The sequence below is a fragment of the Cycloclasticus sp. genome (genome assembly GCF_019090545.1).
Classification (GTDB): domain Bacteria; phylum Pseudomonadota; class Gammaproteobacteria; order Methylococcales; family Cycloclasticaceae; genus Cycloclasticus; species Cycloclasticus pugetii.
In genome coordinates this window covers 62,326-87,227 of the sequence record NZ_JAHRVT010000035.1, presented here as the reverse complement: position 1 = coordinate 87,227, position 24,902 = coordinate 62,326, and the positions used below count along the sequence as shown (strand labels likewise).

General features: G+C 41.9%; 35 protein-coding genes. 7 read left to right on the top strand and 28 right to left on the bottom strand.

The genetic code is table 11. From position 1 onward, the window contains the following. Positions 1–5: 5 nt before the first annotated feature. The 16 genes from KUG63_RS09185 to cysD all read right to left on the bottom strand — a co-directional run bounded on the left by KUG63_RS09185 (position 6) and on the right by cysD (position 10,007). Positions 6–332 (bottom strand): polysaccharide biosynthesis C-terminal domain-containing protein, encoded by a 327-nt coding sequence (locus tag KUG63_RS09185; protein ID WP_287554927.1) that lies wholly within the window; start codon positions 330–332, stop codon positions 6–8. A gap of 52 nt (positions 333–384) precedes the next feature. After that, complete coding sequence (locus KUG63_RS09180; protein WP_287554925.1) at positions 385–1,665, bottom strand: flippase; 1,281 nt, start codon at positions 1,663–1,665, stop codon at positions 385–387. Between the two features lie 7 nt (positions 1,666–1,672). After that, positions 1,673–2,140: a 3'(2'),5'-bisphosphate nucleotidase CysQ gene (locus KUG63_RS09175; protein WP_287554923.1), complete on the bottom strand. Its 468-nt coding sequence runs from the start codon at positions 2,138–2,140 to the stop codon at positions 1,673–1,675. A 106-nt stretch (positions 2,141–2,246) separates the two neighbouring features. Then, positions 2,247–2,450: a hypothetical protein gene (locus tag KUG63_RS09170; protein WP_287554922.1), complete on the bottom strand. Its 204-nt coding sequence runs from the start codon at positions 2,448–2,450 to the stop codon at positions 2,247–2,249. A gap of 390 nt (positions 2,451–2,840) precedes the next feature. Further along, complete coding sequence (locus tag KUG63_RS09165; protein ID WP_287554921.1) at positions 2,841–3,035, bottom strand: CcdB family protein; 195 nt, start codon at positions 3,033–3,035, stop codon at positions 2,841–2,843. Further along, the gene (locus KUG63_RS09160; protein WP_287554955.1) at positions 3,035–3,190 is read right to left on the bottom strand and encodes a type II toxin-antitoxin system CcdA family antitoxin; all 156 of its coding nucleotides are present in this window, start codon (positions 3,188–3,190) and stop codon (positions 3,035–3,037) included. Before KUG63_RS09160 ends, KUG63_RS09165 begins: the two co-directional genes overlap by 1 nt. A gap of 183 nt (positions 3,191–3,373) precedes the next feature. Next, positions 3,374–3,496 (bottom strand): hypothetical protein, encoded by a 123-nt coding sequence (locus tag KUG63_RS09155; protein WP_287554919.1) that lies wholly within the window; start codon positions 3,494–3,496, stop codon positions 3,374–3,376. Positions 3,497–3,891: 395 nt separating this feature from the next. Continuing rightward, a complete protein-coding gene (locus tag KUG63_RS09150) occupies positions 3,892–4,596 on the bottom strand; it encodes a hypothetical protein (RefSeq protein ID WP_287554918.1) in 705 nt (234 codons plus the stop codon). Between the two features lie 45 nt (positions 4,597–4,641). Then, a complete protein-coding gene (locus KUG63_RS09145) occupies positions 4,642–4,983 on the bottom strand; it encodes a Wzz/FepE/Etk N-terminal domain-containing protein (protein WP_287554917.1) in 342 nt (113 codons plus the stop codon). Between the two features lie 109 nt (positions 4,984–5,092). Then, the gene (locus KUG63_RS09140) at positions 5,093–5,401 is read right to left on the bottom strand and encodes a (2Fe-2S) ferredoxin domain-containing protein (protein WP_287554915.1); all 309 of its coding nucleotides are present in this window, start codon (positions 5,399–5,401) and stop codon (positions 5,093–5,095) included. 13 nt (positions 5,402–5,414) lie between these two features. After that, on the bottom strand, positions 5,415–6,200 hold the full coding sequence (gene cysQ, locus KUG63_RS09135) for a 3'(2'),5'-bisphosphate nucleotidase CysQ (RefSeq protein WP_287554914.1): 786 nt from the start codon (positions 6,198–6,200) through the stop codon (positions 5,415–5,417). A 2-nt stretch (positions 6,201–6,202) separates the two neighbouring features. Further along, complete coding sequence (cysC, locus tag KUG63_RS09130) at positions 6,203–6,796, bottom strand: adenylyl-sulfate kinase (protein ID WP_015006790.1); 594 nt, start codon at positions 6,794–6,796, stop codon at positions 6,203–6,205. 10 nt (positions 6,797–6,806) lie between these two features. Continuing rightward, the gene (gene cysC / locus KUG63_RS09125) at positions 6,807–7,373 is read right to left on the bottom strand and encodes an adenylyl-sulfate kinase (RefSeq protein WP_287554912.1); all 567 of its coding nucleotides are present in this window, start codon (positions 7,371–7,373) and stop codon (positions 6,807–6,809) included. Next, positions 7,349–7,531: a DUF2061 domain-containing protein gene (locus KUG63_RS09120; RefSeq protein ID WP_287554910.1), complete on the bottom strand. Its 183-nt coding sequence runs from the start codon at positions 7,529–7,531 to the stop codon at positions 7,349–7,351. The genes cysC (KUG63_RS09125) and KUG63_RS09120 overlap by 25 nt, the downstream gene beginning before the upstream one ends. Positions 7,532–7,650: 119 nt before the next feature. Continuing rightward, positions 7,651–9,093, bottom strand: coding sequence for a sulfate adenylyltransferase subunit CysN (cysN, locus tag KUG63_RS09115; RefSeq protein ID WP_015006792.1), 1,443 nt, complete (start codon positions 9,091–9,093; stop codon positions 7,651–7,653). Beyond that, positions 9,093–10,007, bottom strand: a complete 915-nt coding sequence (cysD, locus tag KUG63_RS09110; protein WP_015006793.1) for a sulfate adenylyltransferase subunit CysD — start codon at positions 10,005–10,007, stop codon at positions 9,093–9,095. Before cysD ends, cysN begins: the two co-directional genes overlap by 1 nt. A 73-nt stretch (positions 10,008–10,080) precedes the next feature. On the opposite strand from cysD, the gene KUG63_RS09105 reads away from it, so the two are divergent. Genes KUG63_RS09105 through bioA form a run of 3 tightly spaced genes read left to right on the top strand, consistent with a single transcriptional unit; the run spans position 10,081 to position 13,229 of the window. Then, entirely contained in the window at positions 10,081–11,256 is a 1,176-nt protein-coding gene (locus KUG63_RS09105; RefSeq protein ID WP_287554908.1) for a (Fe-S)-binding protein, read from the top strand. 2 nt (positions 11,257–11,258) lie between these two features. Then, complete coding sequence (coq7, locus tag KUG63_RS09100) at positions 11,259–11,900, top strand: 2-polyprenyl-3-methyl-6-methoxy-1,4-benzoquinone monooxygenase (RefSeq protein WP_287554907.1); 642 nt, start codon at positions 11,259–11,261, stop codon at positions 11,898–11,900. A 6-nt stretch (positions 11,901–11,906) separates the two neighbouring features. After that, a complete protein-coding gene (gene bioA, locus KUG63_RS09095; protein ID WP_015006796.1) occupies positions 11,907–13,229 on the top strand; it encodes an adenosylmethionine--8-amino-7-oxononanoate transaminase in 1,323 nt (440 codons plus the stop codon). Here bioA and KUG63_RS09090 read toward each other — a convergent pair. Together KUG63_RS09090 and KUG63_RS09085 are read right to left on the bottom strand one after the other, a co-directional pair. After that, positions 13,198–13,590: a VOC family protein gene (locus tag KUG63_RS09090; RefSeq protein WP_015006797.1), complete on the bottom strand. Its 393-nt coding sequence runs from the start codon at positions 13,588–13,590 to the stop codon at positions 13,198–13,200. The two genes, bioA and KUG63_RS09090, sit on opposite strands and share 32 nt — an antisense overlap. Next, the gene (locus KUG63_RS09085; RefSeq protein ID WP_015006798.1) at positions 13,590–14,009 is read right to left on the bottom strand and encodes an OsmC family protein; all 420 of its coding nucleotides are present in this window, start codon (positions 14,007–14,009) and stop codon (positions 13,590–13,592) included. The genes KUG63_RS09090 and KUG63_RS09085 overlap by 1 nt, the downstream gene beginning before the upstream one ends. Before the next feature lie 133 nt (positions 14,010–14,142). Here KUG63_RS09085 and crp point away from each other — a divergent pair, with 133 nt between their 5' ends. Then, positions 14,143–14,817 carry a cAMP-activated global transcriptional regulator CRP gene (gene crp / locus KUG63_RS09080; RefSeq protein ID WP_015006799.1) on the top strand — a complete coding sequence of 225 codons (675 nt, stop codon included), beginning with the start codon at positions 14,143–14,145 and terminating at the stop codon, positions 14,815–14,817. On the opposite strand, the gene trpC is transcribed toward crp, so the two are convergent. From trpC to KUG63_RS09045, 7 genes are all read right to left on the bottom strand, one after another. Further along, complete coding sequence (gene trpC / locus KUG63_RS09075; protein WP_287554904.1) at positions 14,814–15,611, bottom strand: indole-3-glycerol phosphate synthase TrpC; 798 nt, start codon at positions 15,609–15,611, stop codon at positions 14,814–14,816. The genes crp and trpC overlap by 4 nt on opposite strands. Beyond that, a complete protein-coding gene (gene trpD / locus KUG63_RS09070; RefSeq protein WP_015006801.1) occupies positions 15,604–16,641 on the bottom strand; it encodes an anthranilate phosphoribosyltransferase in 1,038 nt (345 codons plus the stop codon). The genes trpC and trpD overlap by 8 nt, the downstream gene beginning before the upstream one ends. A 3-nt stretch (positions 16,642–16,644) precedes the next feature. Further along, on the bottom strand, positions 16,645–17,238 hold the full coding sequence (locus KUG63_RS09065; RefSeq protein ID WP_015006802.1) for an anthranilate synthase component II: 594 nt from the start codon (positions 17,236–17,238) through the stop codon (positions 16,645–16,647). Next, positions 17,238–18,740, bottom strand: a complete 1,503-nt coding sequence (gene trpE, locus KUG63_RS09060) for an anthranilate synthase component I (protein ID WP_015006803.1) — start codon at positions 18,738–18,740, stop codon at positions 17,238–17,240. The genes KUG63_RS09065 and trpE overlap by 1 nt, the downstream gene beginning before the upstream one ends. A gap of 113 nt (positions 18,741–18,853) precedes the next feature. Beyond that, positions 18,854–19,546, bottom strand: a complete 693-nt coding sequence (locus KUG63_RS09055) for a phosphoglycolate phosphatase (protein ID WP_015006804.1) — start codon at positions 19,544–19,546, stop codon at positions 18,854–18,856. Further along, positions 19,543–20,217, bottom strand: coding sequence for a ribulose-phosphate 3-epimerase (gene rpe / locus KUG63_RS09050; RefSeq protein WP_015006805.1), 675 nt, complete (start codon positions 20,215–20,217; stop codon positions 19,543–19,545). Before rpe ends, KUG63_RS09055 begins: the two co-directional genes overlap by 4 nt. A gap of 90 nt (positions 20,218–20,307) precedes the next feature. Beyond that, positions 20,308–20,535, bottom strand: coding sequence for a DUF2835 domain-containing protein (locus KUG63_RS09045; protein ID WP_015006806.1), 228 nt, complete (start codon positions 20,533–20,535; stop codon positions 20,308–20,310). A 151-nt stretch (positions 20,536–20,686) separates the two neighbouring features. Between KUG63_RS09045 and KUG63_RS09040 the strand changes: the two genes are divergently transcribed. From KUG63_RS09040 to KUG63_RS09030, 3 genes are read left to right on the top strand one after another with little or no spacing between them, the layout of a single operon-like run. Continuing rightward, positions 20,687–21,493 (top strand): alpha/beta fold hydrolase, encoded by an 807-nt coding sequence (locus tag KUG63_RS09040; RefSeq protein ID WP_015006807.1) that lies wholly within the window; start codon positions 20,687–20,689, stop codon positions 21,491–21,493. A 13-nt stretch (positions 21,494–21,506) separates the two neighbouring features. Next, the gene (locus KUG63_RS09035; RefSeq protein ID WP_277642512.1) at positions 21,507–21,971 is read left to right on the top strand and encodes a CopD family protein; all 465 of its coding nucleotides are present in this window, start codon (positions 21,507–21,509) and stop codon (positions 21,969–21,971) included. 49 nt (positions 21,972–22,020) lie between these two features. Next, positions 22,021–22,731 carry a DUF445 family protein gene (locus KUG63_RS09030; protein WP_277642513.1) on the top strand — a complete coding sequence of 237 codons (711 nt, stop codon included), beginning with the start codon at positions 22,021–22,023 and terminating at the stop codon, positions 22,729–22,731. A gap of 24 nt (positions 22,732–22,755) precedes the next feature. Here the strand turns inward: KUG63_RS09030 and KUG63_RS09025 are convergent, their stop codons facing one another. From KUG63_RS09025 to KUG63_RS09015, 3 genes are all read right to left on the bottom strand, one after another. After that, a complete protein-coding gene (locus KUG63_RS09025) occupies positions 22,756–23,391 on the bottom strand; it encodes a flagellar motor protein MotB (protein WP_016390457.1) in 636 nt (211 codons plus the stop codon). Next, a complete protein-coding gene (locus tag KUG63_RS09020; RefSeq protein WP_236610534.1) occupies positions 23,381–24,223 on the bottom strand; it encodes a motility protein A in 843 nt (280 codons plus the stop codon). Before KUG63_RS09020 ends, KUG63_RS09025 begins: the two co-directional genes overlap by 11 nt. 162 nt (positions 24,224–24,385) lie before the next feature. After that, entirely contained in the window at positions 24,386–24,868 is a 483-nt protein-coding gene (locus KUG63_RS09015; protein ID WP_015006812.1) for a YajQ family cyclic di-GMP-binding protein, read from the bottom strand. Between the last annotated feature and the right edge of the window lie 34 nt (positions 24,869–24,902).

Below are 24,902 nucleotides of genomic sequence, written 5' to 3'. Positions count from 1 at the left end.
TTTAATTACCTTTTCATAAGTAGAAACTTAGGGTTAAACATCCAAAACCCAAGGATCTTTCTAATTTCAATAGCACACAAAAAATTCCAAGCTACCATGGATGCACTTGTAGCAAATGCAACACCAATAGCCCCAAAATACTTTGCCGCTATAATACTTATAACTATATTAAGTAAGCCTATTATTAAAAGAATATCTTTCACCTTTTTTTCATTACCGGTCATAATTAACAAATAACCAACAGACCCTAAGGCCACATTAATACATTGACCTGCCGTTAAAACACATAGCAACACATCCCCTTTAACAAAGTCAGCTCCAAAAAAGCTCATCACCCAACTAGGAAAACAATACCTTTCATGCTGACTCCTTATTTTGTAATCCTTAATAAGATCTAAAATTGAAATTAATTGACCAAAACCCTAAATGCTTTCGAACCTCGATCATAGCCCAAACATTCCAAAACATTACTGAAAATGCCGTTGAATATGCCACACCTATAACACCAAAATATTTAACCGACAGGACGCTTAGAGCAATGTTTAGTGTTGCAGCAGCAACAAAAATATTTCTTAGCTTTTTCTCTCTACCAGTCATTGTTAATAAATATCCAACAGAACCACAAGCAACATTAACAAACTGACCAAACGCTAAAATAATTAAAACAGTCGCCCCTACTGTATAATCATGCCCAAACCAACTCATAATCCATTCTGAAAAAAAAACTAAAATTAGCGTTGGAATCAAAACAAGCAACAACAAAACAATTGATGAAGCTTGTGCAAGCTTAGCGATAGAGGTGTAATCCCCGTCTTTATAGAACCGTGCATATTTCGGAGCTGTAACAGCATTGACCGCAATTAATATCAGGGCCGTTACCATAACCGTTCGTGAAGCTGCAGCATAAACACCTACATCTTCTGAACTTGCATAAATCCCCAATATAATAATATCCGACCATGCCATCACTAACGCTCCTGAGCTAATCATCAACATGGGCAAGCCTTGCTTGATAGTCGATCTATAGGAAATAGTTGATTTATCAGAGGTCAAATTTAACCTTAAGCTGAACAAATATATAAATAGACTAATTAAAAAACCAATTGCAACACTTATAATTAATTGTGATAGTGAAACAGTTTCAACAGACCATAAATACAAAACAATTATAAGCGTTAAACTAGGCGGGACTACTGCTTGGATAAAAGCAGAAAACTGAGGTTTTCCTATGGCTATATGTACTTCACTCCATATAACAACAAGTGACATTGGAATTATAACTAATGAAAAGTACTTCAATACATTCGTTAAATCAGATTTATTAAAAATTTGGCTTGAAATTGGTTCTGCAAAAAACCATAACAAAACACTTACTACTAAACCAATAATGACAACAATTTTAGAAACAGTATATATATAACCATTTGCAATTTTTTTTTCACCTATTGCATGCGAAGATACTTGTTTCAAAACAACATTATCAAGACCTAATCTGGTGAAAACAGATATTACTGTAATAATAACTAGCCCTAGTGAAAACAAACCAAAATCAGCAACCCCTAAGACTCTTGCAAAAAATAAAACTGAAATAAAAGTTAAACCAGCCCCAATTACCCTAAGGACTAATGTACCGACTCCCTGTTTAAACAAGCTTTTAAAATCCACTTAACTTTCAATCCATCTTTTCTTTTACAATAAAATACTGATTTAACAGATTTTCTTTGTTATACAAGTGCTTAGAAAAATTACAATTCTCATACTTTTGTAACTGCACTCCCACCTCTTTTACAATGCCATGTGCCGCCGCCCCAGTGTCCAATTCCATCGTAGGCCCTAGTCTTGGATATATGTCAGCTTCGCCCTCAGCGACTAAACAGATTTTTAATAAGCAGGCAATCGAAACTAATTCTTTTGCTTTATTGGTTTTAATTTCATCAATAAACACTTTGGTTTCGTCTGGCATATGAGAACGACTGGACACTATTTTACAGGTTTTACGTTCTTTCCCTGTTTTTAATGGTAATTTTTGTCCATCTTTAAACGCGCCGTAACCTTTCTTTACCCAATAGGTCGTATGCAAAGCAGAGGCGTAGACCACTCCTAATACAGGTATGTCTTTATGAGTGAGTGCAATATTCACCGTAAACCACCCATTTTCTTACAAACTCCTGGTGCGATCGTCTGGGTCAACCAACCAAAAGTATTCCCAGTTCTTTCTGACCTCATAGGGAATATCTTTACCTTCTTCAAAGAGAATAGCCATTTTGTTGGTCTAGAGCCGAGCAAGCCTTTTCAATAATGTGATGAGCGGCTTTATCGGCTTCTGTAAGAGGAGATTCATCGACTTTATACTCAACATCAAAGTCTTTTGCATTCACGGTAATAACAGCTTCGCCAGCTTTTTTGGCTAGAGTGACAATGTTTTGTATGTTAATTTTATCGAGTATCACTGTTACTTCTTTAAATGTAATTATGTTTTTTTGATCAGATCAAGGAGGGAACCTCAGATACTGTCTTAAAAAACAGATCAAGAGGTCCAGATCAAAGATCAAGAATATCAAGGGGGGGGGGGTCAGCCAGCTTGATTTCCGTTATTAACTACCAAACACCATCTTTTACTTATCAATAATGCGCATCTATTTCTATATTGTGTGCAGTATACGTTAAGCAGGCTTAAATAGAAAAAAAAAGGGGGGCTTTTGTGAAATGTCTGCGTCACTCTTCGTAATGACGGTGTATTTTAGGTTTGAGCGTTATATGCCCGTAATAGCAAAGTCGATTGCTGTAATAATTTCATCTCTCATCGATTCAATGGATCCAATTGGGTTTTGAAGTGATGTCTAGGGAATTGACGCTATTTGAGGTGCAAGCAAAACAAACTGTTCATTTTTATACTCAACGATTGGTGTAAGTTTGCTCATATTTTCATGCCTAAAGTGACTTAGCTTTCCCAGCGGAATGACTATTTTTGTTGTTATATCGCTGATAAGTGAGTTTTGAATATCAACAATATACGGGTAAGCCTCTTGCGTCATTAAAACTTTCTATACTCATCGCTAAAGCAACCATTTGCATCAATAAAATTATTGTAAGCTTTTATGGCCTTTTTATTCTCTTTTACCCATTTTTCAGACTCGATACTTTTTAATTTATCCTTTAACGCTTGTTCTAATGTTGTAGATAAATTAATGTTAAGCGCTCTTGTTTTTTTTCAGCAAATCGCTATTTAAGCTTAGATTTGTTGCTTTTTTGGGTGCGTTAACGTCGTAAAACACTTGCATAATTCAACCCTCTTTAAATTGTTGATTCATTATGCGCATTGCAAAGGAGAGCCTTCGGCCAGCCAGCTTGATTCACTCTAGCTACCTCCCTTCTAAGTCAATAGAGCGTGGATCTTTTCAAAGTAAACTATTGCTAATTTAATACCCGCTATCACTTCTTGCTGATTTGTTGGATACTCATACGTCAACTTATTCCTTACTCCTTTGTAGTTCATTCACCCGCCTGACTGCTCAATAATCTCTAGCTTTTCTAATAGCTATAGGTCTTGTGCTAATTTTTCTTTCATCATAATTGCTGTGCCTTTTCATCATTAAGCGATGAAACACAGGGGTAAAGAGCCCATCATCTAGCAGTATATCTAGCTTTTGCTCGCCAAACTTTTTGAAAAATTCAATTCTTAATCGGCTTATGTCCTTTTTTTGTCAGATACTACCATTAGGTCTATCGCCTCCTTGACGGTTATCATCTATACGGCTACCAAATAAATACAGTTTGGCCTGCGGGGACAGTTTAAATAATGTTGCTTTCAAGGTGGATTTCTTCTTCCGATAATCTCATCTGATTTATTATCGTTTCGTACGAGAAACCGCACAATTTGCTACCTTTCTTTTACGCAAGGGCTTTTCTACGCTTTACCGCACCAGCAATTAGCGCTACAAACACACCGACAAATAAACTTAACACACCACCCACTGCAACAATTAGGGCACGCTTGGGTTTTTCGGCTTCGCCATCTGCCACGGCTTTTTTATCTAATTTATAGGGTTTTACGCCTTCAAAATCAAAGCTCATTGCATCCAATCTACCTAACCTCTCAAATAATGGGAACAGTTCCTTAATATATGGGTCTTGTGACTCACGGCTTTGAAGCGTATTAATCGTTTGTTTTAAGTACTCACTGCCCTTCAAAAACAAATCTGAACTACTATTTGCAGCGTTAATAACGATTCCTTTCGTTGCTTGGTTTGTTTCTCTCTTCATGTCATTGGGCTTTTTTATCCCCACTTTCTCAGCTAGTATTAGCGCCTCATTTAGAACCTTTAGCCTTGCCATTAATTTCTTTTGGAAGTCTTGTCTTAGCAAACGCATATCTATGTTAATTTTTTCTACTTCCAAGTCTTTTTGTTGCCTACCTACTTCCGCTATCAACGCTATCAACGCCTTTCCCGAGTAATCAATATAACCATTGATAAAGTCAGCGGTTACCGTCTCATCCTTGCCTAGCAAGGTGAGTGTAACAACTTCAGGAGCAGCAGGCTCTTTGCCTTTTATTGGCTTAGGCTTAACCACCTCTATTTGCAACGCTTGTTTCAACTCTGTGCGAAGCTCTTGGTCTCGGCCTTGCCCAAGCTCGTCAAGTTATATCTTTGAAAGCCAGTCACCCTGTTCTACATAGCGGCTAAAATTGTCAAAAGACACCAAGGTCTGATAATACTGCTGAAACAACCCTTTACGGTCCTGCTTTACATATCCTTTGTTTGTTAAAATCATTGCTTGAACTTGTTCTGGCAACACCAATTGTGCATTTACTTCATACTGCTTAGGCATAGAAAGCGCGACAATTATTGATACCGCAACCCCCAGCACAGTGATACCGACCCACCAGCGCCATTGTTGAGCTAATGAGGCAAACAACTCAAATAAATCTATTTCGTCATCTGCAGTGTGATGCCCAGCGATCTCTATATTTTTATTTTCCAAAACACTCTCTTTATTTTTAGTTTTTCTTTCCGAATCATTTTAATCATAGCATCACCAAAGCCTGTAAACTTCAACTGAGCAGAACTATTGCTTCGATTAACCCAAACACTTAAACCTGCAATCTTTCTATACGTTGATTGTTTTTTATATGCTGCTCAAAAATTTCACCGATATCTGCTTTGGTTTTATATTGATACCAAGTTTCTTCAGGGTAAATAACCAACACAGGACCTTGCCCGCAGCGATCTAAACAACCGGCGTTATTGATTCTAATGCCGCCCGGCCCTGCTAGCCCTGATTCTTTCACTTTCTTTTTTAAATAATCACGCATTTCTTGCGCATTATGGTCTTGGCAAGACGCGCGTCCATCGCTGCGCTGGTTGGTACAAAAAAAGATATGCTGTTTATAGTAAGCCATATAAGTTTATTTATTAGTTAATGGATGAAACAATAAAAAAAGGATTCAGTAAATTTTGCTTATTATATACAAGCGGTTTTGAGATCCCACCCTTATTAAACTCACATACCTTCATTCCAGCGCATAAAACAACCGCGTGTGCCGCAGCCGTGTCCCATTCCATTGTTGGTCCTAGTCTTGGATAAATGTCAGCTTCACCTTCTGCAACGAGACAAAGCTTCAAGGAACTACCAATGGATACTAGCTCTTTGACTTTTTCTGTTTTTATCTCATCAATGAATTGTTTTGTTTCATCAGACATATGCGAACGACTAGCTACTACTTTATAGCTATCGCGCTGCTCAGCTCGTTTTAACGGTAAAGCCTGCCCGTCTTTAAAGGCCCCTTCGCCTTGCTTAGCCCAATACATTTGCCCCAGCGCTGGCGCATACACCACGCCTAAAACAGGCATGCCTTGATTTATTAAGGCAATATTGACGGTGAACTCACCATTTTTTTTGATAAATTCTTTAGTACCATCTACAGGGTCAACCATCCAGAAGTAGTCCCAATCCTTTCTATCCTGATAAGGAATATTTTTGCCTTCTTCTGACATCAAGGGGATTAGCCTATTATTCTTTTGATCCAGCTCTTTTAAGCCTTGTTCTATAATCTTATGCGCCGCCGTATCGGCCTCAGTCAGTGGCGATTGATCAGCCTTAAACTCAACCTCAAAATCTTTTTGATAAATATCCATAATGGCATCACCTGCTTTTTTTGCGAGTGCCACAATGTCTTCTATGTTTATATTATCTAACATTTTTAAATATATGCGTTCTTTTTAAGGTAAGCCACAACTTCCGTAGCCGCCTCTTCAATACTAATGCCGTCGTTAACAACATGCAGCTCAGGGTTTACCGGCACCTCATAAGGTGAGTCGATACCCGTAAAGTCTTTAATCTCTCCTGCACGCGCTTTTTTATATAACCCTTTAGGATCTCTCTGCTCACAAACCTCTAATGGTGCATCAATAAACACCTCCACAAACTGGCCTTGCATGGCCATATCTCGCACCATTTGACGGTCCTTAGCAAACGGGGAAATAAACGCAGTAACGACAACCAAGCCTGCATCACAAAACAAGTTAGCCACCTCACCTACGCGGCGGATATTTTCTATTCGATCTTCTTCACTAAAGCTAAGTCCTTTATTAAGCCCTTGCCTCACGTTATCGCCATCGAGCAAATAGGTGTGCTTCTTCATCGCAAACAGTTGATTTTCTACTGCATTAGCAACCGTCGATTTACCACTACCACTTAAGCCGGTAAACCATAAAATACAAGGTTTTTGTTTTTTTAAAATAGAGCGCTGCTTTTGACTAATATGATGCTCATGCCATACCGTGTTTGTACTCATTTATTTACCCTTATTTGATGTAATGCTTTTTAACGTACTTAACAATTACTTCAACTGACTTGTCAACTGACAAAGCATCCGTATCAACGACTACTTCTGCATGCTCAGGCTCCTCATACACTTCATCAACACCGGGGAAATTTTTAAACTCCCCGCTTAAGGCTTTTCCATATGCACCCTTATAATCACGTTTTTTACACGTTTCGATATCTGCCTTTACGTAAACAATGATGTTATTGGCAACCATTTCACGAATTGCTCTGCGTGATTCTTTATACGGTGAAACAAACGAGGCAACAGTTGACACTGAATTGTTCTGCAAGGTACAAACAAGGTTGCCAATACGGTGCATATGACGATTTCTATCGTCCCTTGTATAACCAATATTCGGGATGAGGTCCCGAATATCTTTTGAATCTATCCGCTCAAGGGGGATATCAAGCTTTTCAAGTTGCTCAAAAACTTTATCAGCAATGGTCGTTTTGCCACTCAGTGGTAAGCCGGTAAACCAAAGATTAAAAGGCTCTATTCTTTTTTCCCCCCAGCGCACTTTTAGCCAACCTTTTCGTGCAGCCAAAAAAGTCCAATTTTTAAAACACTTTCCAGCAACCCCGTTGCAATAGCAAGATCCAGTCGACCAAAAAACACGTAGACAATCAGCATCGTTGTTGTTGTCGCAACAATACGCCACGTCACCCCTTTGATGAGAGAGCGCTTATTCGTTTCTTTATACATCCGTGTATTCTACGTTCTATTCCTAAGGGGTTTCATTAACTATTTTCGTTAACTTATCGACCTTCGCAAGCCGGATTATGAGCCCTGCTTCCATGCAGTGACTAACACCAAATGACTCTTTACGAGAGCAAATCATCAATCGATCGACAGCCCCATTCGGGAAAGTGCTGTCTAATCAATACATTTAAATCTTTTTCAAAAGCACTGTATTCTTTTGCTGATTGGCCGTTTGCGGCAACAGTAGATTTCTCTTGAATCATACCCGCCGCTAACGTGGCGTGGGTGTACTTATCAATCACAATAAAGCTACCCGTTCCCTTTACATCGGCATATGCGTCAAAAGCAATCGCTTGCTTCAGCGATAAGCGGCAACGAGCAATTTCATTGAGTTGCAATTCACTGGCTTCAATTTTTTCTAATGTATTAACATCGACCTTATGATGAATCTGCTCAAACCTACCTGGCACAACATTACTGGCCCTTTTGATTAGGTAATCCACCCCTGTATTCATCGCCGTTTCATTCATCCACACCAAGGTGACATCTAGCTGGTCAGCGACGTCTGGAAGATCAGTCGTTTTCACAATCATATCGCCACGACTAATATCTACTTCATCTTCAAGCGTCAAGGTGACCGCCATTGGCGCAAATGCTTCGCTAACATTCATTTCGCTTTCACTAACTGCTGGCTGAATTACTTGTTTAACCACTGACGTTTTTTGCGATGGCAGCACGGTAATACTATCACCCACCTGGATACTGCCCGCCGCAATGGTGCCGCAAAAGCCTCTAAAGTCCAAGTGTGGACGGTTTACGTACTGTACTGGTAAGCGGAAGTTTTCAAGATTTACCGTATCTTCAAGCGGAATCGTATCGAGCTGCTCCATCAACGGCGCATCGGTATTCCACGGCATATTTTTGCTGGCATTAACAACGTTATCACCAGTCAACGCTGACACGGGAACAAACACAGGCGAGTTGATACCTACCTCTTTTGCAAACGACTGATACTCGTCTTTAATTTCATTAAAACGCTGTTCGCTAAATTCAACCAAATCCATCTTATTGACGGCTACCACAATATGCTTAATACCTAACAAACTTGTAATATAGCTATGACGTCGTGTTTGTGTTTGCACACCATAGCGCGCATCAATGAGAATAATCGCTAAATCGGCTGTAGACGCACCGGTTGCCATATTTCGCGTGTACTGCTCATGCCCTGGGGTATCAGCAATAATAAACTTACGTTTGTCCGTGGCAAAAAAACGGTAGGCCACATCAATTGTAATGCCTTGCTCACGTTCAGATTGCAAGCCATCAACCAGTAAAGCCAAATCAACCGCTTCACCTGTTGTGCCGTGCTTTTTAGAGTCATTATTAATTGCCGCCAACTGATCTTCAAAAATCATTTTACTGTCATGCAGTAAACGTCCAATTAACGTACTTTTCCCATCATCTACGCTACCACAGGTAATAAAACGTAATAATTCTTTGTTTTCATGTTGCTTCAAATACCCCTCGATATCAGATGCAATCAAGTTATTTTGCTCAACAGCCATTAGAAATACCCCTCAATCTTTTTCTTCTCCATCGACCCTGATTCATCATGGTCTATCAATCGCCCCTGGCGCTCGGATACTTTGGTTAGCAGCATTTCTTGAATAATCTCCGGTAAGGTTTCGGCTGTTGACTCCACTGCCCCTGTTAGCGGGTAACAACCCAGCGTCCTGAAACGCACCTTCTCCATCACCGCCTTGTCACGTAACTCTTCAGGCATGCGCTCGTCATCGACCATTATTTTGGTTCCACCGTACTCAACCACTGGGCGTTCTTTTGCAAAATACAAATCAGGAATAGGTATCCCTTCAAGGTAGATATATTGCCAAATATCGAGCTCAGTCCAATTAGATAACGGAAATACCCGAATCGACTCCCCTTTTTGATGGCGCCCATTATAGGTATCCCATAATTCTGGGCGTTGCGCCTTTGGGTCCCAACGGTGATTTTTATCGCGGAATGAATAAATTCGTTCTTTAGCACGTGACTTTTCTTCGTCACGACGAGCGCCGCCAAACACCGCATCATATTGATAACTATCTAACATCTGGCGTAGGCCTTCTGTTTTCATGATATCGGTATGCATCGATGAGCCATGTTCAAATGGAGATATGTTTAGCTCCTTACCCTTTGGGTTAATATAGACAATCAAGTCCATACCCACTTCTTTGGCCCGCTTATCTCGAAACTCGATCATTTCTTTGAACTTCCAAGTGGTATCTACATGCACCAAAGGAAACGGCGGTTTGGCAGGAAAGAACGCTTTTTGTGCCAGATGCAACATCACCGAAGAATCCTTACCTACACTATAAAGCATTGCCGGGTTATCAAATTCAGCAATCACTTCACGTATAATATGCACAGACTCCGCTTCTAAGCGCTTCAAATGCGTCAGTTGTTTTTTACTTATAACCATAATGTTTATTTAAATAAAATTATATAATGTTTAATTATAACGAATTATCCGCACTCTTGCCTATTTTATTATTTTGACAAACCAAATCAACTATACCGATACAGACCTTTGCGTTAAGTGTGGATTATGCCTACCACAGTGCCCCACGTACAATTTAACTAAAAATGAAAACGAATCACCCCGTGGCCGCCTAGCCCTCATTCAAGGTTGGTCAGAAGGCCATCTCGAACTAACAAACACGCTTAGCGAGCACATTGATAACTGCTTAACGTGTAGAGCCTGCGAACAAATGTGTCCCGCCAAAGTACCATATGCTAGGCTCATCAACGACTTTCGTGGCGACACAAACACCACCGAGCATAATAAATTGAGCCTGTTAGAACGTTCATTCATTAGTCGCCTCAAAGGACAATACAGGAAAAGTCTAAACTTTTTTCTGCGTTTTTATCAGAAAGTTGGTTTAAGTAAACTCCCTTTACAACTAAATACTTATTTGCCCGCCAAAATTTCCTCTAATCAGTTTAACGAAACATACCCGACATTGGTTGCAGAAAGGCGAGGGCACGTTGCGCTCTTTACTGGTTGCGCCACAGAGGTGCTTGATTCTAAAACACTAGAAGATACTGTCTTCCTTCTTCAACATTGTGGCTTTGACGTTTCCATTCCCCCAAACCAATATTGTTGTGGCGCGATAGATTTACACGCTGGCAATCATCAGCAAGCAATAAAGCTCGCCCAAAACAACCAAAACACGTTTGATAATACACACTACGATGCCGTCATTACGGTCGCCAGTGGTTGCGGTTCTACCTTAGCCGAATATGACCATGCTCTATCAAAAAAAGTCGTTGATATCAGTGATTTTATTGCGCCTTATTTAAGTACACTCACATTCAAACCACTGAAAGCATCGGCTTGGCTTCACACCCCTTGCACCTTAAAAAATGTTCACCCCTCAACCACCGATATTACTGAACTACTTGCTAATATCAATGAATTAAACATCCGCTCTTTCAAACCCAATCAAATGTGTTGCGGCGCGGCTGGTAGCTACATGCTCACCCACAAAGAAACCGCAACCACCCTACGCGATCAAACTATTGCTCCTTTAAAAGATCACACAATAGATTATTTACTAACCAGTAATGTAGGCTGCGCACTGCATATCCGCTCTGGTTTAAAACAAGCAGGGCTTAACACCACCACCTTGCATCCGGTATCATTACTAGCACAACAACTAAAGGTATAACCATGCAAAGAGCTTACTCCACCGCTGACAACCTCATTGCTCATGCCGACCGTGTGTTACGAACCTTAGCGGGGCATGCTAAAACAACAGGGCGAGAAAACCCGTCTGACGCCGTCGAAGATAACGACCTTAATGAAGACGAAGCTAAATTATCAGCGCAACTGATGCGTGTAAACCATGCTGGCGAAGTCGCTGCCCAAGCCTTATATCAGGGTCAGTCATTAACTGCTCGCAACAAGGCCGTGCAAGAAAAACTGACCCAAGCTGCCGAAGAAGAAAATGATCATCTTGTTTGGTGTCGCAAACGTCTTGACCAGCTTGGCGAAAAAACCAGCATTCTAGACCCTGCTTGGTATTTGGGCTCTTTAGCCATTGGCGCCACCGCCGGTTTAGCCGGCGACAAATGGAGTCTCGGCTTTTTAGCCGAAACCGAGAAACAGGTCGTTCAACATATTGAGAGCCATCTCGAAAAACTGCCCGATACCGATCACAAAACACGCGCCATCCTTAATCAGATGCACGAAGATGAAAGCCAACACGCTACCAGCGCCATCGAGCAAGGCGGGGTTGAGTTGCCTGCCCCCATTAAACAAGGCATGCGGCTTATTTCAAAAATCATGACAAAAACATCTTTTTGGGTTTAGTCTTAAATGAGCAATAACTGGGAAGACCTTGTCAATTTTGACAAGCAACACATTTGGCATCCTTATACCAGCCTAAACCACCCAACACCTGTTTTCCCCGTAAAATCAGCTTCTGGCGTTCGATTAACGCTTGAAGATGGCCGTGAATTGATTGATGGCATGTCATCTTGGTGGGCGGCCATTCATGGCTACAATCACCCCACTTTAAATGCCGCTATTGAAAACCAACTCAAATCTATGTCACATGTGATGTTTGGCGGCTTAACGCACAAACCTGCTGTTGATTTAGCAAAAAAACTCATCGACATCAGCCACGATGATTTACAACATGTATTCTTTGCCGATTCTGGTTCAGTCGCCGTTGAAGTTGCAATCAAAATGGCCCTTCAGTATTGGTCATCACTAGGCCAACCGCAAAAACAACGCTTATTAACCATTAAAAATGGTTATCACGGTGATACTTTTGGTGCGATGGCCGTTTGCGATCCCGATAATGGCATGCATCATCTATTTAGTAACGTTCTCGCTCAACACCTTTTTGCAAAAAGCCCTGATTGCCGAGACCAAACTACATACGATCAAGCCGCCATTGATGATTTTGAGCATTTATTAAAAGACAATATAGGTACTATTGCAGCCGTGATTATAGAACCGCTGGTGCAGGGCGCAGGCGGCATGCGATTCTATAGCGCCGCCTATCTTAAAAAAGTACGCGAGCTGTGTGATGAGCACGATGTACTACTGATTCTGGATGAAATAGCCACTGGATTTGGCCGTACTGGAACCTTTTTCGCCTACGAACAAGCGCAAATTGCACCTGATATTTTATGCGTCGGAAAAGCGCTAACCGGTGGTTATGTAAGCCTCGCTGCCACGCTGTGCTCCAGCAAAGTAGCCGATGGTATTGGCGGAGGCCAACACCCAACCTTAATGCACGGTCCAACGTTTATGGCTAACCCTTTAGCCTGTGCAGTAGCTAATGCCAGTTTAGAGGTTTTATTGGCTTCGCCCTGGCAAACCTCGGTACAGAGGATTGAAAAACAATTACAATCTGAACTAGCGCCTTGTTCACAACTGAGCGCTGTAAAAGAGGTTCGTGTTAAAGGCGCGATTGGTGTCATTGAGCTGCATCAGCCCGTTGATATCCATTGGATACAACCCCGGTTTGTAGAACTCGGTGTATGGGTTCGTCCTTTTTCAACCCTCATCTACGTGATGCCCCCCTATATTATGACGACAGCTGATTTGTCAAAACTAACATCAGCTATGCATCAAGTGGCCTGCGACATCGATACAATTAATGACCAACCAAAGGCGGGTGGCAAATAATTTGCACCGTTACGCCGCTAGGATCATAACAATAGAAACTTTTTGCGCCATCACGGTGTTTGCGTGGTTGAGTTTTCATTTTAACGCCATGATGTTTTAAAAACTCAAACCAATCATCTACATCGTCTTCTCGGTCCAGAAAAAAGCCAATATGGTCTAACGCTGGAACCCCTGCCTCTTCTCCTGTAACAACATGCAGGGCCAAGTTATCATTCCCTGAGGTTAAATAAACGTTCTGTTCATCTGGTCGCCATTCAACAGACATTCCCATTAACTCAACATAAAAATGCTCAGCGGCTACTAAGTCTTGTACATTTAACGCAACATGCCGTAAGCCAGTTGTTGGATTAGGCCGCTTCATTAGGCAACATCCACAATTTCATAATCATGGGTTATCTCAACAGCCTTACTCAACATAATAGAGGCCGAGCAGTACTTTTCAGCTGATAAATTAACAGCACGTGCAACAGCTTTGTCGGTTAAGCCCTTACCAGACACGATAAAATGAACGTGAATTTTAGTAAACACCGCAGGGACCTCATCAGCACGCTCAGCATGAATTTCTGCCACACAATCGGTCACCTGTTGACGGGCTTTATCCAAAATCATTTTTACATCAAACGCTGTACAACCGCCCATACCAGTTAACAACATTTCCATTGGCCGAGGCCCTAAATTTCTACCTCCATTTGCTGGCGCACCATCCATTACAACGGTATGCCCACTGCCTGATTCGCCAAGAAACATCGCGCCTTCAACCCACTTTATTCTTACATCCATTTTCAAACCCTTGTTTTAATTTTAGGCGCAAAGAATATCATAAAACCAGCCAGCAACATGACGTTTGCTAAAGCGACCACCAAAAGGCTTACGACGTAGGTTATTTCAAATAATCTCTGTTACACTTTGGGGAATGAGCACAAAAAAAAACCTTCTTAATTTTTCTGGTATGTCGGATGAAACCTTTGCTAGGTTTATCCGCTTTTGCCACCGACACGAATACCCGAATAAAACAGATATTATTCAGCCCGGCGATGAGATAAACACTTTATATTATTTTATTGAAGGGTCCGCCTACGTATGCATCGATGAAGTCGATGGTCACGAATTTATTCTCGCCAATTTAAGTCGCGGAGACTTCCTTGGCGAAGCGAGTTTTTTTGAACCGACCCTGACACGTGACAAACAAAACGTTTACGTTCAAACCTCTTCTTCCTGTCAGCTTGCGGGCATTAGTTATAACCGCTTAAACTCTTTACTTAAGAATGAGCTCCAAGCAGATAGCAAAGAAATTATTACCGTACTAGGCCGCCAATTGGCCAAGCGTCTATTGCAAACCAGTCGCAAAGCTGGGCGTTTAGCATTCTTAGACGTCAGCGGCCGTGTTGCTCGAACATTAATCGACTTAACCGAGGCCCCTGAAGCGATGACCCACCCCGATGGCATGCAAATTAAAATTACGCGACAAGACCTAGGCCGAATGGTCGGCTGCTCACGTGAAATGGCTGGTCGAGTTCTAAAAACAATGGGCGAAGATGGATTGATTGAAGTCAGCGGCAAAACAATCTTGGTAAAAAAGGCTCGCTAAGCAATTAGCCTTTTTAAGGCCTCGCCAGGATCATCGCAACGCATAAAGGCCTCACCTATCAAGAAGGTATGCACCTGATGCTCTTTTAGCATGCTAATGTCTTCAGGTTTGTGCAGGCCGCTTTCACTGACAACAATAATGCCATCAGGAATATGCTCCAATAAGTCCACCGTGGTTTTTAATGACGTGTCAAAGGTTCTTAAATCCCTGTTATTTATGCCAATCAAGGCTAAATCCAACCGTAACGCACTCTCTAACTCACCCGCATCGTGAACTTCTACCAGCACATCTAAACCTAACTCGCCAGCTAATTGATACAAGCCCTGTAATGTCTCATCATTAAGCGCAGCAACAATTAATAAAATACAGTCTGCGCCGATCGCACGAGCCTCATACACTTGATAAGGGTCTACAATAAAGTCTTTACGAATAACCGGCAGCTTGCACGCTGTTCTTGCTTGTTTTAAATACGCTTCTGAGCCTTGAAAAAAATCCTTATCGGTCAGTACCGACAAGCAAGCAGCACCACCTGCTTCATAGCTGGCTGCTATCTCAGCTGGGTTAAAATTCTCGCGCAACAAGCCTTTACTCGGTGACGCTTTTTTTACTTCAGCAATCACCGCGGTTTCACCGTTACTCAGTTTTTTCTTAATCGATTTAACAAAACCACGAACCGGCGAAGCCTGTGCAATTTGCTGCTTTAAATCATCAATAGAAAAACGCTCAAGCCTCTCGGCAACCTCTTGGTGCTTACGCGCTACTATTTTTTTTAGAACGTCGGGGGTATCACTCATCTTTAAAGCCTTGTGTTTTCTCTTTTAGTTCAGCCATTTTTTGCAAAGCTTTACCGTTGTTTATGGTCTCAAGCGCCAATGCAACACCAGACTTAATGCTGTCTGACTTACCACAAACATATAGTGCGGCACCCGCATTAAGCGCAAGCATGTCCGCCGCCTTTTTACCTTCTGTTGTTTTTTGTAAGCCCAGGGCATCGTTTATTAAAGCCAGTGACTCACTAGCACTGTTGACCGTTAAGCCAATTAAGCTTTGACTCGCAACCCCCATTTCTTCAGGCGTTATTTTGTATTCAACAACATGTCCATTTTTTAATTCTGCGACGTGTGTTGGAGTGGCTAAACTAATTTCGTCCAGCCCATCTTGCGCATGCACCACAAGCACACGCTCACTGCCTAATCGCTGCAAAACATTCGCGATAGGTTGGCATAAAGCTTCGTTAAACACCCCTATCACCTGCGACTTTACGCCAGCTGGGTTTGTCATTGGCCCCAACATATTAAAAATGGTTCGTTGAGATAATTCTGTACGCGGCCCAATAGTATGCTTCATCGCACTATGGTGCGCGGGGGCAAACATAAAGCCGATACCCACCTGTTGAATACACTGAGCCACCTGCTCTGGCGTTAAACTTAGGTTGATGCCGGCTGCTTCTAGCACATCCGCACTACCTGTTGAACTGGATACCGAGCGATTACCATGCTTGGCCACTTTCGCGCCGGCTGCTGACACAACAAAAGCACTTGCCGTTGAAACATTGAATAAATTTGAACCGTCACCACCTGTTCCACAGGTGTCAACTAGAAAATCACCACTCACTGGCACAGTTGCTGCCAACTCACGCATCACAATAGCGGCACCTTCAATTTCGTCGAGCGACTCCCCTTTCATTCTCAATGCGACTAGAAAACCGCCAATTTGCGCCTCTGTTGCTGCACCTGACATAATCTGGCGCATAACATCGATCATCTCATCGGTAGCAAGATCTTGATGGTTAATAGCTGTTTCAAGCCCTTGTTTAATATCCATTGTTCAGACCTTGTATAAAAAGTTGTTTAATAAATCATGCCCGTGTTCAGTCAAAATGGACTCTGGGTGAAACTGTACACCTTCAACCTCTAACTCTCGGTGCTTAAAGCCCATAATTTCATCCATTTTACCTGTCTCCGTTTCCGTCCATGCTGTTATTTCCAAACAGTCTGGTAAGGAGTCTTTTTCCACCACCAATGAATGGTAACGCGTGGCTTTAAATGGATTACTTAAACCAGTAAAAACGCCGCTATTATTGTGGTGCATATCCGATGTTTTACCATGCATAATTTTCTTTGCGTGAACAACCTTTCCACCAAAAACTTCACCAATACTCTGGTGCCCTAAACAAACGCCTAAAATCGGCACAGAACCAGCCATTTGCTTAATAAGTTCAACAGAAATACCCGCTTGGGTTGGGGTACAAGGCCCAGGTGAAATCACTAACCGGTCGGCCTGCATCGCAATTACTTCATCAATAGTCGCTTGGTCGTTGCGCACAACATGCACATCGGCGCCTAGCTCAGCAAAATATTGCACCAAGTTATAGGTAAAGGAATCATAGTTATCAATCATCACTAATTTACATGTGGCCATTAACCTTCACCTTCTTCTAAACCATGTTTTGCCATCGCCACTGCTTTAAAAATAGCCCGTCCTTTATTCATTGTTTCAGCCCACTCGTTCTCTGGCACAGAATCATGCACGATGCCTGCGCCCGCCTGAATATTCAACTGCCCATCCTTTATCACTGCTGTTCGAATAGCAATGGCTGTATCTAAATTCCCCGACCACGACAGATAACCAACAGCACCCGAATAAATGCCGCGCTTAACCGGCTCCAACTCGTCAATAATTTGCATTGCCCTCACCTTTGGCGCACCACTAACGGTACCCGCAGGAAAGGTCGCTTCCAAGACATCAATAGCATTAAGGCCAGCCTCTAGTTGCCCTGTCACATTCGATACAATGTGCATAACATGAGAATAACGCTCAATCACCATTTTATCGGTTAATTCTACGGTACCTGTTTTGCAGACACGCCCCGCATCATTACGGCCCAAGTCAATCAACATTAAATGTTCGGCGCATTCTTTAGGGTCTGCCAGCAACTCTTTCTCCAAGGCCTCATCTTCTTCACGTGTCGCACCTCTCGGGCGGGTACCGGCAATGGGTCGAACCGTTACCTGCTCATCTTCCAAGCGCGTTAAAATTTCTGGCGATGAGCCAACAACATATGTATCGTCTAAGTTTAAATGGTACATGTATGGAGATGGGTTCAAGCACCGTAGTGCACGATACAAGTCTATTGGCGGCTCTTCATAAGGGATGCTCATCCTTTGCGATAAGACCACCTGCATCACATCGCCTTCAACGATATAGTCTTTTACCGTTTTAACCGCTTCTTGAAAGCCTTCTTGGGTGAACCCCGAAACGAACCCCGACTCATCAATCGCTGGTGATTGGCTTTGCCCAAACGTAGAACGTATTTCAGTAGTATTTAATTGAAGGCTAAGCTCTTCAAGACGACTCAAACCATCTTGGTAGGCAGTCTCCAGCGTTGGATCAACGTGAGTCACAATCATTATTTGATTGTTAACGTTATCAAAAATCAACACTTCTTCAGAAATCATTAATAAGATATCTGGGGAGCCTATTGGGTCTTCTTTTTTATTTTGCTGGCTGTTTTCTGCGACTTTTGGCTCGATATAATGAATAGTCTCATAACCAAAGTAGCCAACCAAGCCGCCACTAAATCGTGGCAGGCCATCAATATCCGGTATATTAAATGTCGATGCGTACTGTCTCACCCAATCTAAAGGGGCATCACTACTGAGGCTGTTTGTTAGTCGACCATTCGATTCCAAGCGAATGTTGTTACCCGTTATTTTAATCACTTCGTTACACGGTAGGCCAATAATCGAGTAACGCCCCCAATTCTCGCCACCTTGTACAGATTCAAAAAGATAACTATAAGGCCCATTAGCCAGTTTCATATAGGCGCTTAATGGGGTTTCTAGGTCGGCCAAAATCGTTTTCATCAGGGGAATTTTGCTATAGCCCTGATCGGCATATTGTTTAAATTTTTCGGGTGTCATCACACGGTCTCTTAATTACTTCATCAATGGTTTTAATGCTTCTGCTAAATCATTCAGCCGAACCGCCATCGTTTTTTCATTAGTTTTACATCACCCATATTTGGCACCTTCTCTTATGCGGCTTTTTCCAGCAACTGTGCTATTTCTGAAAAGTGTTGTATGACAACATCAGCACCTAATTGATGCACATCATCCTCACCGTGATAACCGTAACTGACACAAATGGAATAAAAACCAGCTGCTTGGGCCGCCATAATATCATTGACCGAATCACCCACCATAATAGACTGCTCAGGTAATACGTTAAAAAACTTCGCCGTCTCTAATAGTGGCATCGGGTGTGGTTTTCGGTGCTCAAAGCTATCACCGCAGACAACTTTATCAAAAAATTGGCTCAGCCCTATTTCCTTTAATAAAGGCAGCGTAAATTGTTCTGGCTTATTAGTAATACAGGCCATAGCTATTCCTGCCCGTTTGAAAGCAGCTAATGTGTCTTCCACCCCATTATAAAGCTCACTGTCGGTATTTAGGTTATCTGCGTAGTGCTTTAGGAATATTGGATAGGCTTTATCAAACAAGTCTTTCGGTATATCGCCATTAATATCCCCCGACAAGGCACGTTTTACTAGTACGCGTGCGCCATTACCAATCCAGCCACGCACGTTGTCTTGTTGTTGCGTTGGTAAATTTAACTCCGCCAATGTTAGTTGCACTGCTTTTGCTAAGTCAGGCACGCTATCCAATAATGTGCCATCTAAATCAAAGGCCACTAACTTTGTTTGGCAATTGTCACGCAATGTTTTCAAGCAACTGCCTTTGCTATTTTCTCACGCATAGCTGCAATAGTTTTTGCATAATCATCGGTGTTAAAGATGGCCGAACCAGCGACAAACATATCTGCACCGGCAGCGGCAATTTCACCGATATTATCAATCTTTACACCACCATCTACTTCAAGCCGAATATCAGCCCCACTCACATCAATACGTTGACGAACTTGACGTAATTTCTCCAACGTAGAAGGAATAAAGCTTTGCCCGCCAAAGCCTGGGTTTACCGACATCAATAAAATCACATCGAGCTTATCCATCACGTGATCTAGATAACTTAATGGCGTTGCTGGATTAAAAACTAACCCTGCCTTGCAACCTAATTCTTTAATCAGGCCTAAACTGCGGTCTATATGTTCAGATGCCTCAGGGTGGAAGGTAATATAGCTAGCTCCTGCTTTTGCAAAATCAGGAATAATTCGGTCTACTGGTTTGACCATTAAATGGACATCAATCGGTGCAGTTACGCCATGATTGCGCAGCGCCTCACACACTAATGGCCCAATGGTTAAATTCGGCACATAATGGTTGTCCATCACATCGAAATGCACGACATCTGCGCCTGCAAATAGCACATTGTCGACCTCTTCGCCCAAACGAGCAAAATCAGCCGATAAAATAGACGGTGCAATTAAGGGTGTTTTCATTTCTTAAGCAACTTTTTAATAAAGGAAGAAGGGTACCCGAATTTGCATTTTATTTCATCTCCATTAGCCCTATAGACCTTACATCGCGGCTTATCTTAACCGCCTAATAGATAAAAACTTTTGTTCTGCAGTAATAAGCATTTCAAACACACCATAAATTCCATCATGCGTTAAAAACTGTCGCACATTATCTGCCGAAAACTCTATTCGTCTTCCGTCGCTAGCGATGGTTGAGATTTTGTTCGCATGGCCTTTATAAACAGATAAATATTTTTCTGCTGAAATAGCCAATTTAAAGATTAACCGTTGATCTTGCATGCCCGTATTTTACCCATGTAAAAACTGTTTTCATATCTGACAAAAAACCATTGTATGAATTAGCAGTGCTAATACCTGCTTTAGTCTAGATTTTTTACGTACACTAATGCACCATGAGCACTTCAATTCATTCACATAATACTTCTCAACCATGCCTAAAAAACTATTACCTTTTTTAGCATTCAGTTTTGGTCTACTTGCTAGCGGTTTTGCATTTTGCGCAGACTTAGACAGAGAAAAGCGCATCGCAGAAAACGTCAAAGACAGTATTATCATTGGCGACATACTGACTTTAAAAACCGACAGTGTCGAGTTTTTGGGGCTACTTAATAATGAAGAGCCTGATCAGTTGCGCGGTAGTATTATTATTTTGCATGGCATGGGCTCAAACCCAAATGCACCACAAATCATTCGACCATTGCGTAGTCAACTGGCACAAATGGGCTGGGTCACCGCATCCATTCAACTCCCAATGGCTTCTGATGATGCCTCTATTAACGATCATTTAGCTTTAATTAAAGAAAGCGGCCCTAGAATCGAGTCGACCTTAAACTACATGCGTGAAAACTTTGACAACCACCCTTGCGTATTAATAGCACATAGCTTGGGTGGCATTATGGCAACAAATTTTCTAGCCCAACAAGACAAAAAAGCCTGTGATGCTCTTGTACTAATTGGCTTACCCACCTTGGCCTCTGACTTACCAGAAGCTCAAGCAACTGAACATTTAAGGGACTTATCCATCCCTGTTCTCGACATCTTTGGCAGCCAAGACCTTGATAATGTAAAAAAAACCGCTCCTATGCGAAAATTAGCGCTGGTTAAGAGCAACCCTCTTAACCGTCAAGTTGAAATCTCAGGTGCCGACCATCTCTTTACTGGTTTAAATGACACATTGGTTTTATCGATACATAATTGGCTTATACACGTTTTTAAACACCCTCTTCAATCACAATAAAAAAGGAATACTCATGATCTCTCTAGCAATTAGTCTGCACGCTTTATCTTCTGTTATTTGGGTAGGCGGAATGTTTTTCGCTTACCTTGTTTTACGCCCCAGTATTGCCACCCAACTTGATTCTCCTCAACAACTCAGCTTGTGGTCCACTGTGTTTGCCAAATTCTTCCCTTGGGTCTGGGTTTGCGTTGTACTACTACTTGGCACAGGTTTTTGGCTTATTTTCAATAAATTTGGCGGCATGAAATATGTTGCACCCTATGTTCACCTCATGATGAGCATGGGTATCATTATGGTGCTTATTTTTATGCATATCTTCTTTGCACCTACACGTAAATTAAAACGTGCCGTTACTGAACAGAACTGGGAAGGCGCGGCTAAAAGCCTAGGCCAAATTCGTCTATTAATTGCCATCAACCTTATCATTGGGCTGAGCATTATCGTTATTGCTACCGCTGGCCGATACATGGTTGGTTAACGCGGACCTTTTGAGCAAAACCCTATCAATTAAAAAAACAGCCTGTCTTATGAACAAAAGTTTAGTCACCAATTTATTGGCAGTTGGCATTATTATCGCTAGTTTTTTTACCCCGCTATACACTGAGAATATTAGAGCCATTGGTGTCTTCGCGCTTTCTGGCGCAGTTACCAATTGGATTGCGGTTCATATGCTTTTCGAAAAAGTACCTTTTCTATATGGCTCTGGCATTATTCCTGCTCATTTCGAAGAGTTCAAACGCGGCATTCAAGACCTGATCATGCGGCAATTTTTTACGCAGGAAAATATACAACGTTTTCTACAGCGTGAAGAAGATGCCGCCCAACAGCTGTTTAATGTTGAACCACTTCTTGATCGGCTTGATTATGACCAACTCTTTCAAGGACTGGTTGATGCGATTGCCGAGTCATCCTTTGGCAGCATGCTAGCCATGGTTGGTGGCGTTGCTGCGCTCGACCCTTTGAAAGAACCTGTGTGTAAAAAGATTCGCTTAACACTTGCACAGATGACCCAAAGCCCAGCATTTATCGACGCCATACATGAAGGCATTAATGCCCAGCAAATCAGCGGTGATTTAATCGATGACATTGAAGCTATTGTCGAAAAAAGGCTAGATGAATTGACACCCGATATGGTCAAAACCATTATCCAGCAAATGATTAAAGAACATTTGGGTTGGTTAGTGGTATGGGGCGGCGTTTTTGGCGCGATGATCGGTTTTGTGTTTAGCCTTTTATAACCAACCGGTCACATAAATAATGGGCTACTCAGCAACCCGTAATACTAACGCTACGCGCCTATTTTTACTGCGCCCCTCGTCCTTTATATTGCTAGCTATCGGCCGAGTATCTGCATAACCAATAGCGCTTAATCGTTGTGGAGCAATACCACGACCGATTAAATACCGCGTGACACTCGTCGCTCTTGCAGATGATAACTCCCAATTTGATAAGAACCTTGGCGTAGAAATCGGCTGATTATCTGTATGACCTTCCACCAGAATATGCCAAGGGCGCTGCTTTAACATCAGCGCTATTTCATCTAGCACCCGCTCACCAGAGCGGCTTAACGTAGCATCTGCAGGGAAAAATAAAATACTATCGCTCATCGCCAGCTTAATAATATTTTGCTCTTCTACCACGCTCACCCGGTCTTTTAAATGACTAAGGTAAACCTGATCTAAAAAGGCACCGTTATCAACAGAGGGGGATATTTGCATGGCTTTAGCTGCCTGAGACTTTTCCTCTGCCGACTGAATGCCTTGTTGTTGATACCCGAGCAGCAAAACAAACAGTGTCACCATTAATAGCAATAGATCAATATAACTTACCGCCCACGACTCATTGTCCTCTACTGGAAGCAGCGTTTCACTAGACTGTGACCTTCGTTCAATCGACATGAGAGGCCATTAAAGGTAATAATTTAGACAGTCTACTTTTAGTGATGGCTCTTTTTGTTTCAGGTTTTGTGTCTGCTGGTATTCCGTGTGCTTCTAACATGTCACGAATCACAAAAGGGTGTTTCTTTTGATACACCATCACCAAGCCTTCTAACAATACATTAAGGTGCGCGGCATGCTCTGCCGTAACTTTTTCCAATTTAATCGCCAGTGGCTTACATACCAAATTAGCAACAACCAAACCGTATAATGTTGTCAGCAGAGCAAACCCCATTGTGACACCGACTTCATCCAAGCCTACATCGCCCAAACCATAAAGCATATGTATCATACCCAGTAAGGTTCCTAGCATCCCAAACGCAGGGGCATAACTCGACATTAAACGTAAAATCTGTGATTTTTCCTGATTGACTACTAGCAAACGAGCTCGCTCTTTTCGCAGGATAGTATCAATATCTTCTAACGAGGTTCTATCAAGAATAAGCTGGACGCCTTTCCTTAATAACGGCTGTTGCGCCAATTTAATTTCTTGCTCTAGCACTCGCAGTTGAGAGGAGCGATACAACTGCGCACAACGGAGCAATTGTTTAAACTCCGCACGCCCTTGAAACGCTTTTTCTTTCCCTTGAATAATATCAGGCAATTCGCGTAACAACTGCACTACTTTATGTTTCGGTTTGCTAAGCATCACAGCACATAAAGTACCACCTAACACTACCAGCAACCCAGGGACATTGATCAACGCAAACAAATGGCTAGGGGAAATCAACACAACTACCGAACCTAACAACATCAACAGCGTTACATTAAAAACCGACAAAAATCGCATCATCTAACCCTTTATTTATTAATCTTAATAAAAACAAAGCAATTGATATGCCTATTTATTTATTACATTAAAAAACAACTAGTTAGGAATTTTATTTACTTAAATAACTTATTTTATCTAGAGCAAAGAATATAGTCGCGGCAGCCGTTTGCCGGCCAGGCAATACTAATCGCGGAAATTCTTAAACTGTAATGGAATACCTAAGTCTTCCGCTTTTAATAAAGCCATTACCGCTTGTAACTCATCGCGCTTCTTACCCGTTACACGAACTTGTTCCTTTTGAATTTGCGCTTGGACTTTTAATTTTTTTTCTTTAATTAACTTGGTTATTTTCTTAGCCGATTCGCTATCCAAGCCTTCTTTGATAATCACTTTTTGGCGCACCCTTAAGCCTGATTCTTCGGCCTTCTGTACGTCCATACAGTCAACATCAACACCCCGACGAGATAATTTTATGCGAAAAATATCCAGCATCTGACCCAATTGAAATGTTGATTCACCACTTAGAACAACCTCATGTTGAGCTAATTCAAAAGAGGCATCAGTCCCTTTAAAATCAAAACGCGTACTCACTTCTTTGTTTGCCTGATCAACCGCATTGGTTAATTCGTGTGTATCGACTTCTGAAACCACATCAAATGATGGCATAGCACCTCCTGTTCATTGGATTAAAATACATTTA

Bases quoted from the DNA above. Each gene is read 5' to 3' on its own strand.
- trpD (WP_015006801.1), bottom strand. From the start codon at position 16,641: ATGGATATTAAACAAGGGCTTGAAACAGCTATTAACCATCAAGATCTT.
- trpC (WP_287554904.1), bottom strand. From the start codon at position 15,611: ATGAGTGATACCCCCGACGTTCTAAAAAAAATAGTAGCGCGTAAGCAC.
- rpe (WP_015006805.1), bottom strand. From the start codon at position 20,217: ATGAAAACACCCTTAATTGCACCGTCTATTTTATCGGCTGATTTTGCT.
- cysQ (WP_287554914.1), bottom strand. From the start codon at position 6,200: ATGTTAGATAATATAAACATAGAAGACATTGTGGCACTCGCAAAAAAA.
- KUG63_RS09015 (WP_015006812.1), bottom strand. From the start codon at position 24,868: ATGCCATCATTTGATGTGGTTTCAGAAGTCGATACACACGAATTAACC.
- KUG63_RS09140 (WP_287554915.1), bottom strand. From the start codon at position 5,401: ATGGCTTACTATAAACAGCATATCTTTTTTTGTACCAACCAGCGCAGC.
- bioA (WP_015006796.1), top strand. From the start codon at position 11,907: ATGAGCAATAACTGGGAAGACCTTGTCAATTTTGACAAGCAACACATT.
- KUG63_RS09185 (WP_287554927.1), bottom strand. From the start codon at position 332: ATGAGCTTTTTTGGAGCTGACTTTGTTAAAGGGGATGTGTTGCTATGT.
- KUG63_RS09025 (WP_016390457.1), bottom strand. From the start codon at position 23,391: ATGTCGATTGAACGAAGGTCACAGTCTAGTGAAACGCTGCTTCCAGTA.
- KUG63_RS09085 (WP_015006798.1), bottom strand. From the start codon at position 14,009: ATGGATGTAAGAATAAAGTGGGTTGAAGGCGCGATGTTTCTTGGCGAA.
- cysD (WP_015006793.1), bottom strand. From the start codon at position 10,007: ATGGTTATAAGTAAAAAACAACTGACGCATTTGAAGCGCTTAGAAGCG.
- crp (WP_015006799.1), top strand. From the start codon at position 14,143: ATGAGCACAAAAAAAAACCTTCTTAATTTTTCTGGTATGTCGGATGAA.
- KUG63_RS09065 (WP_015006802.1), bottom strand. From the start codon at position 17,238: ATGGCCACATGTAAATTAGTGATGATTGATAACTATGATTCCTTTACC.
- KUG63_RS09155 (WP_287554919.1), bottom strand. From the start codon at position 3,496: ATGAACTACAAAGGAGTAAGGAATAAGTTGACGTATGAGTATCCAACA.
- KUG63_RS09120 (WP_287554910.1), bottom strand. From the start codon at position 7,531: ATGTATAAAGAAACGAATAAGCGCTCTCTCATCAAAGGGGTGACGTGG.
- KUG63_RS09165 (WP_287554921.1), bottom strand. From the start codon at position 3,035: ATGACGCAAGAGGCTTACCCGTATATTGTTGATATTCAAAACTCACTT.
- trpE (WP_015006803.1), bottom strand. From the start codon at position 18,740: ATGACACCCGAAAAATTTAAACAATATGCCGATCAGGGCTATAGCAAA.
- KUG63_RS09040 (WP_015006807.1), top strand. From the start codon at position 20,687: ATGCCTAAAAAACTATTACCTTTTTTAGCATTCAGTTTTGGTCTACTT.
- cysC (WP_015006790.1), bottom strand. From the start codon at position 6,796: ATGAGTACAAACACGGTATGGCATGAGCATCATATTAGTCAAAAGCAG.
- coq7 (WP_287554907.1), top strand. From the start codon at position 11,259: ATGCAAAGAGCTTACTCCACCGCTGACAACCTCATTGCTCATGCCGAC.
- KUG63_RS09090 (WP_015006797.1), bottom strand. From the start codon at position 13,590: ATGAAGCGGCCTAATCCAACAACTGGCTTACGGCATGTTGCGTTAAAT.
- KUG63_RS09045 (WP_015006806.1), bottom strand. From the start codon at position 20,535: ATGCAAGATCAACGGTTAATCTTTAAATTGGCTATTTCAGCAGAAAAA.
- cysN (WP_015006792.1), bottom strand. From the start codon at position 9,093: ATGGCTGTTGAGCAAAATAACTTGATTGCATCTGATATCGAGGGGTAT.
- KUG63_RS09030 (WP_277642513.1), top strand. From the start codon at position 22,021: ATGAACAAAAGTTTAGTCACCAATTTATTGGCAGTTGGCATTATTATC.
- KUG63_RS09035 (WP_277642512.1), top strand. From the start codon at position 21,507: ATGATCTCTCTAGCAATTAGTCTGCACGCTTTATCTTCTGTTATTTGG.
- KUG63_RS09020 (WP_236610534.1), bottom strand. From the start codon at position 24,223: ATGATGCGATTTTTGTCGGTTTTTAATGTAACGCTGTTGATGTTGTTA.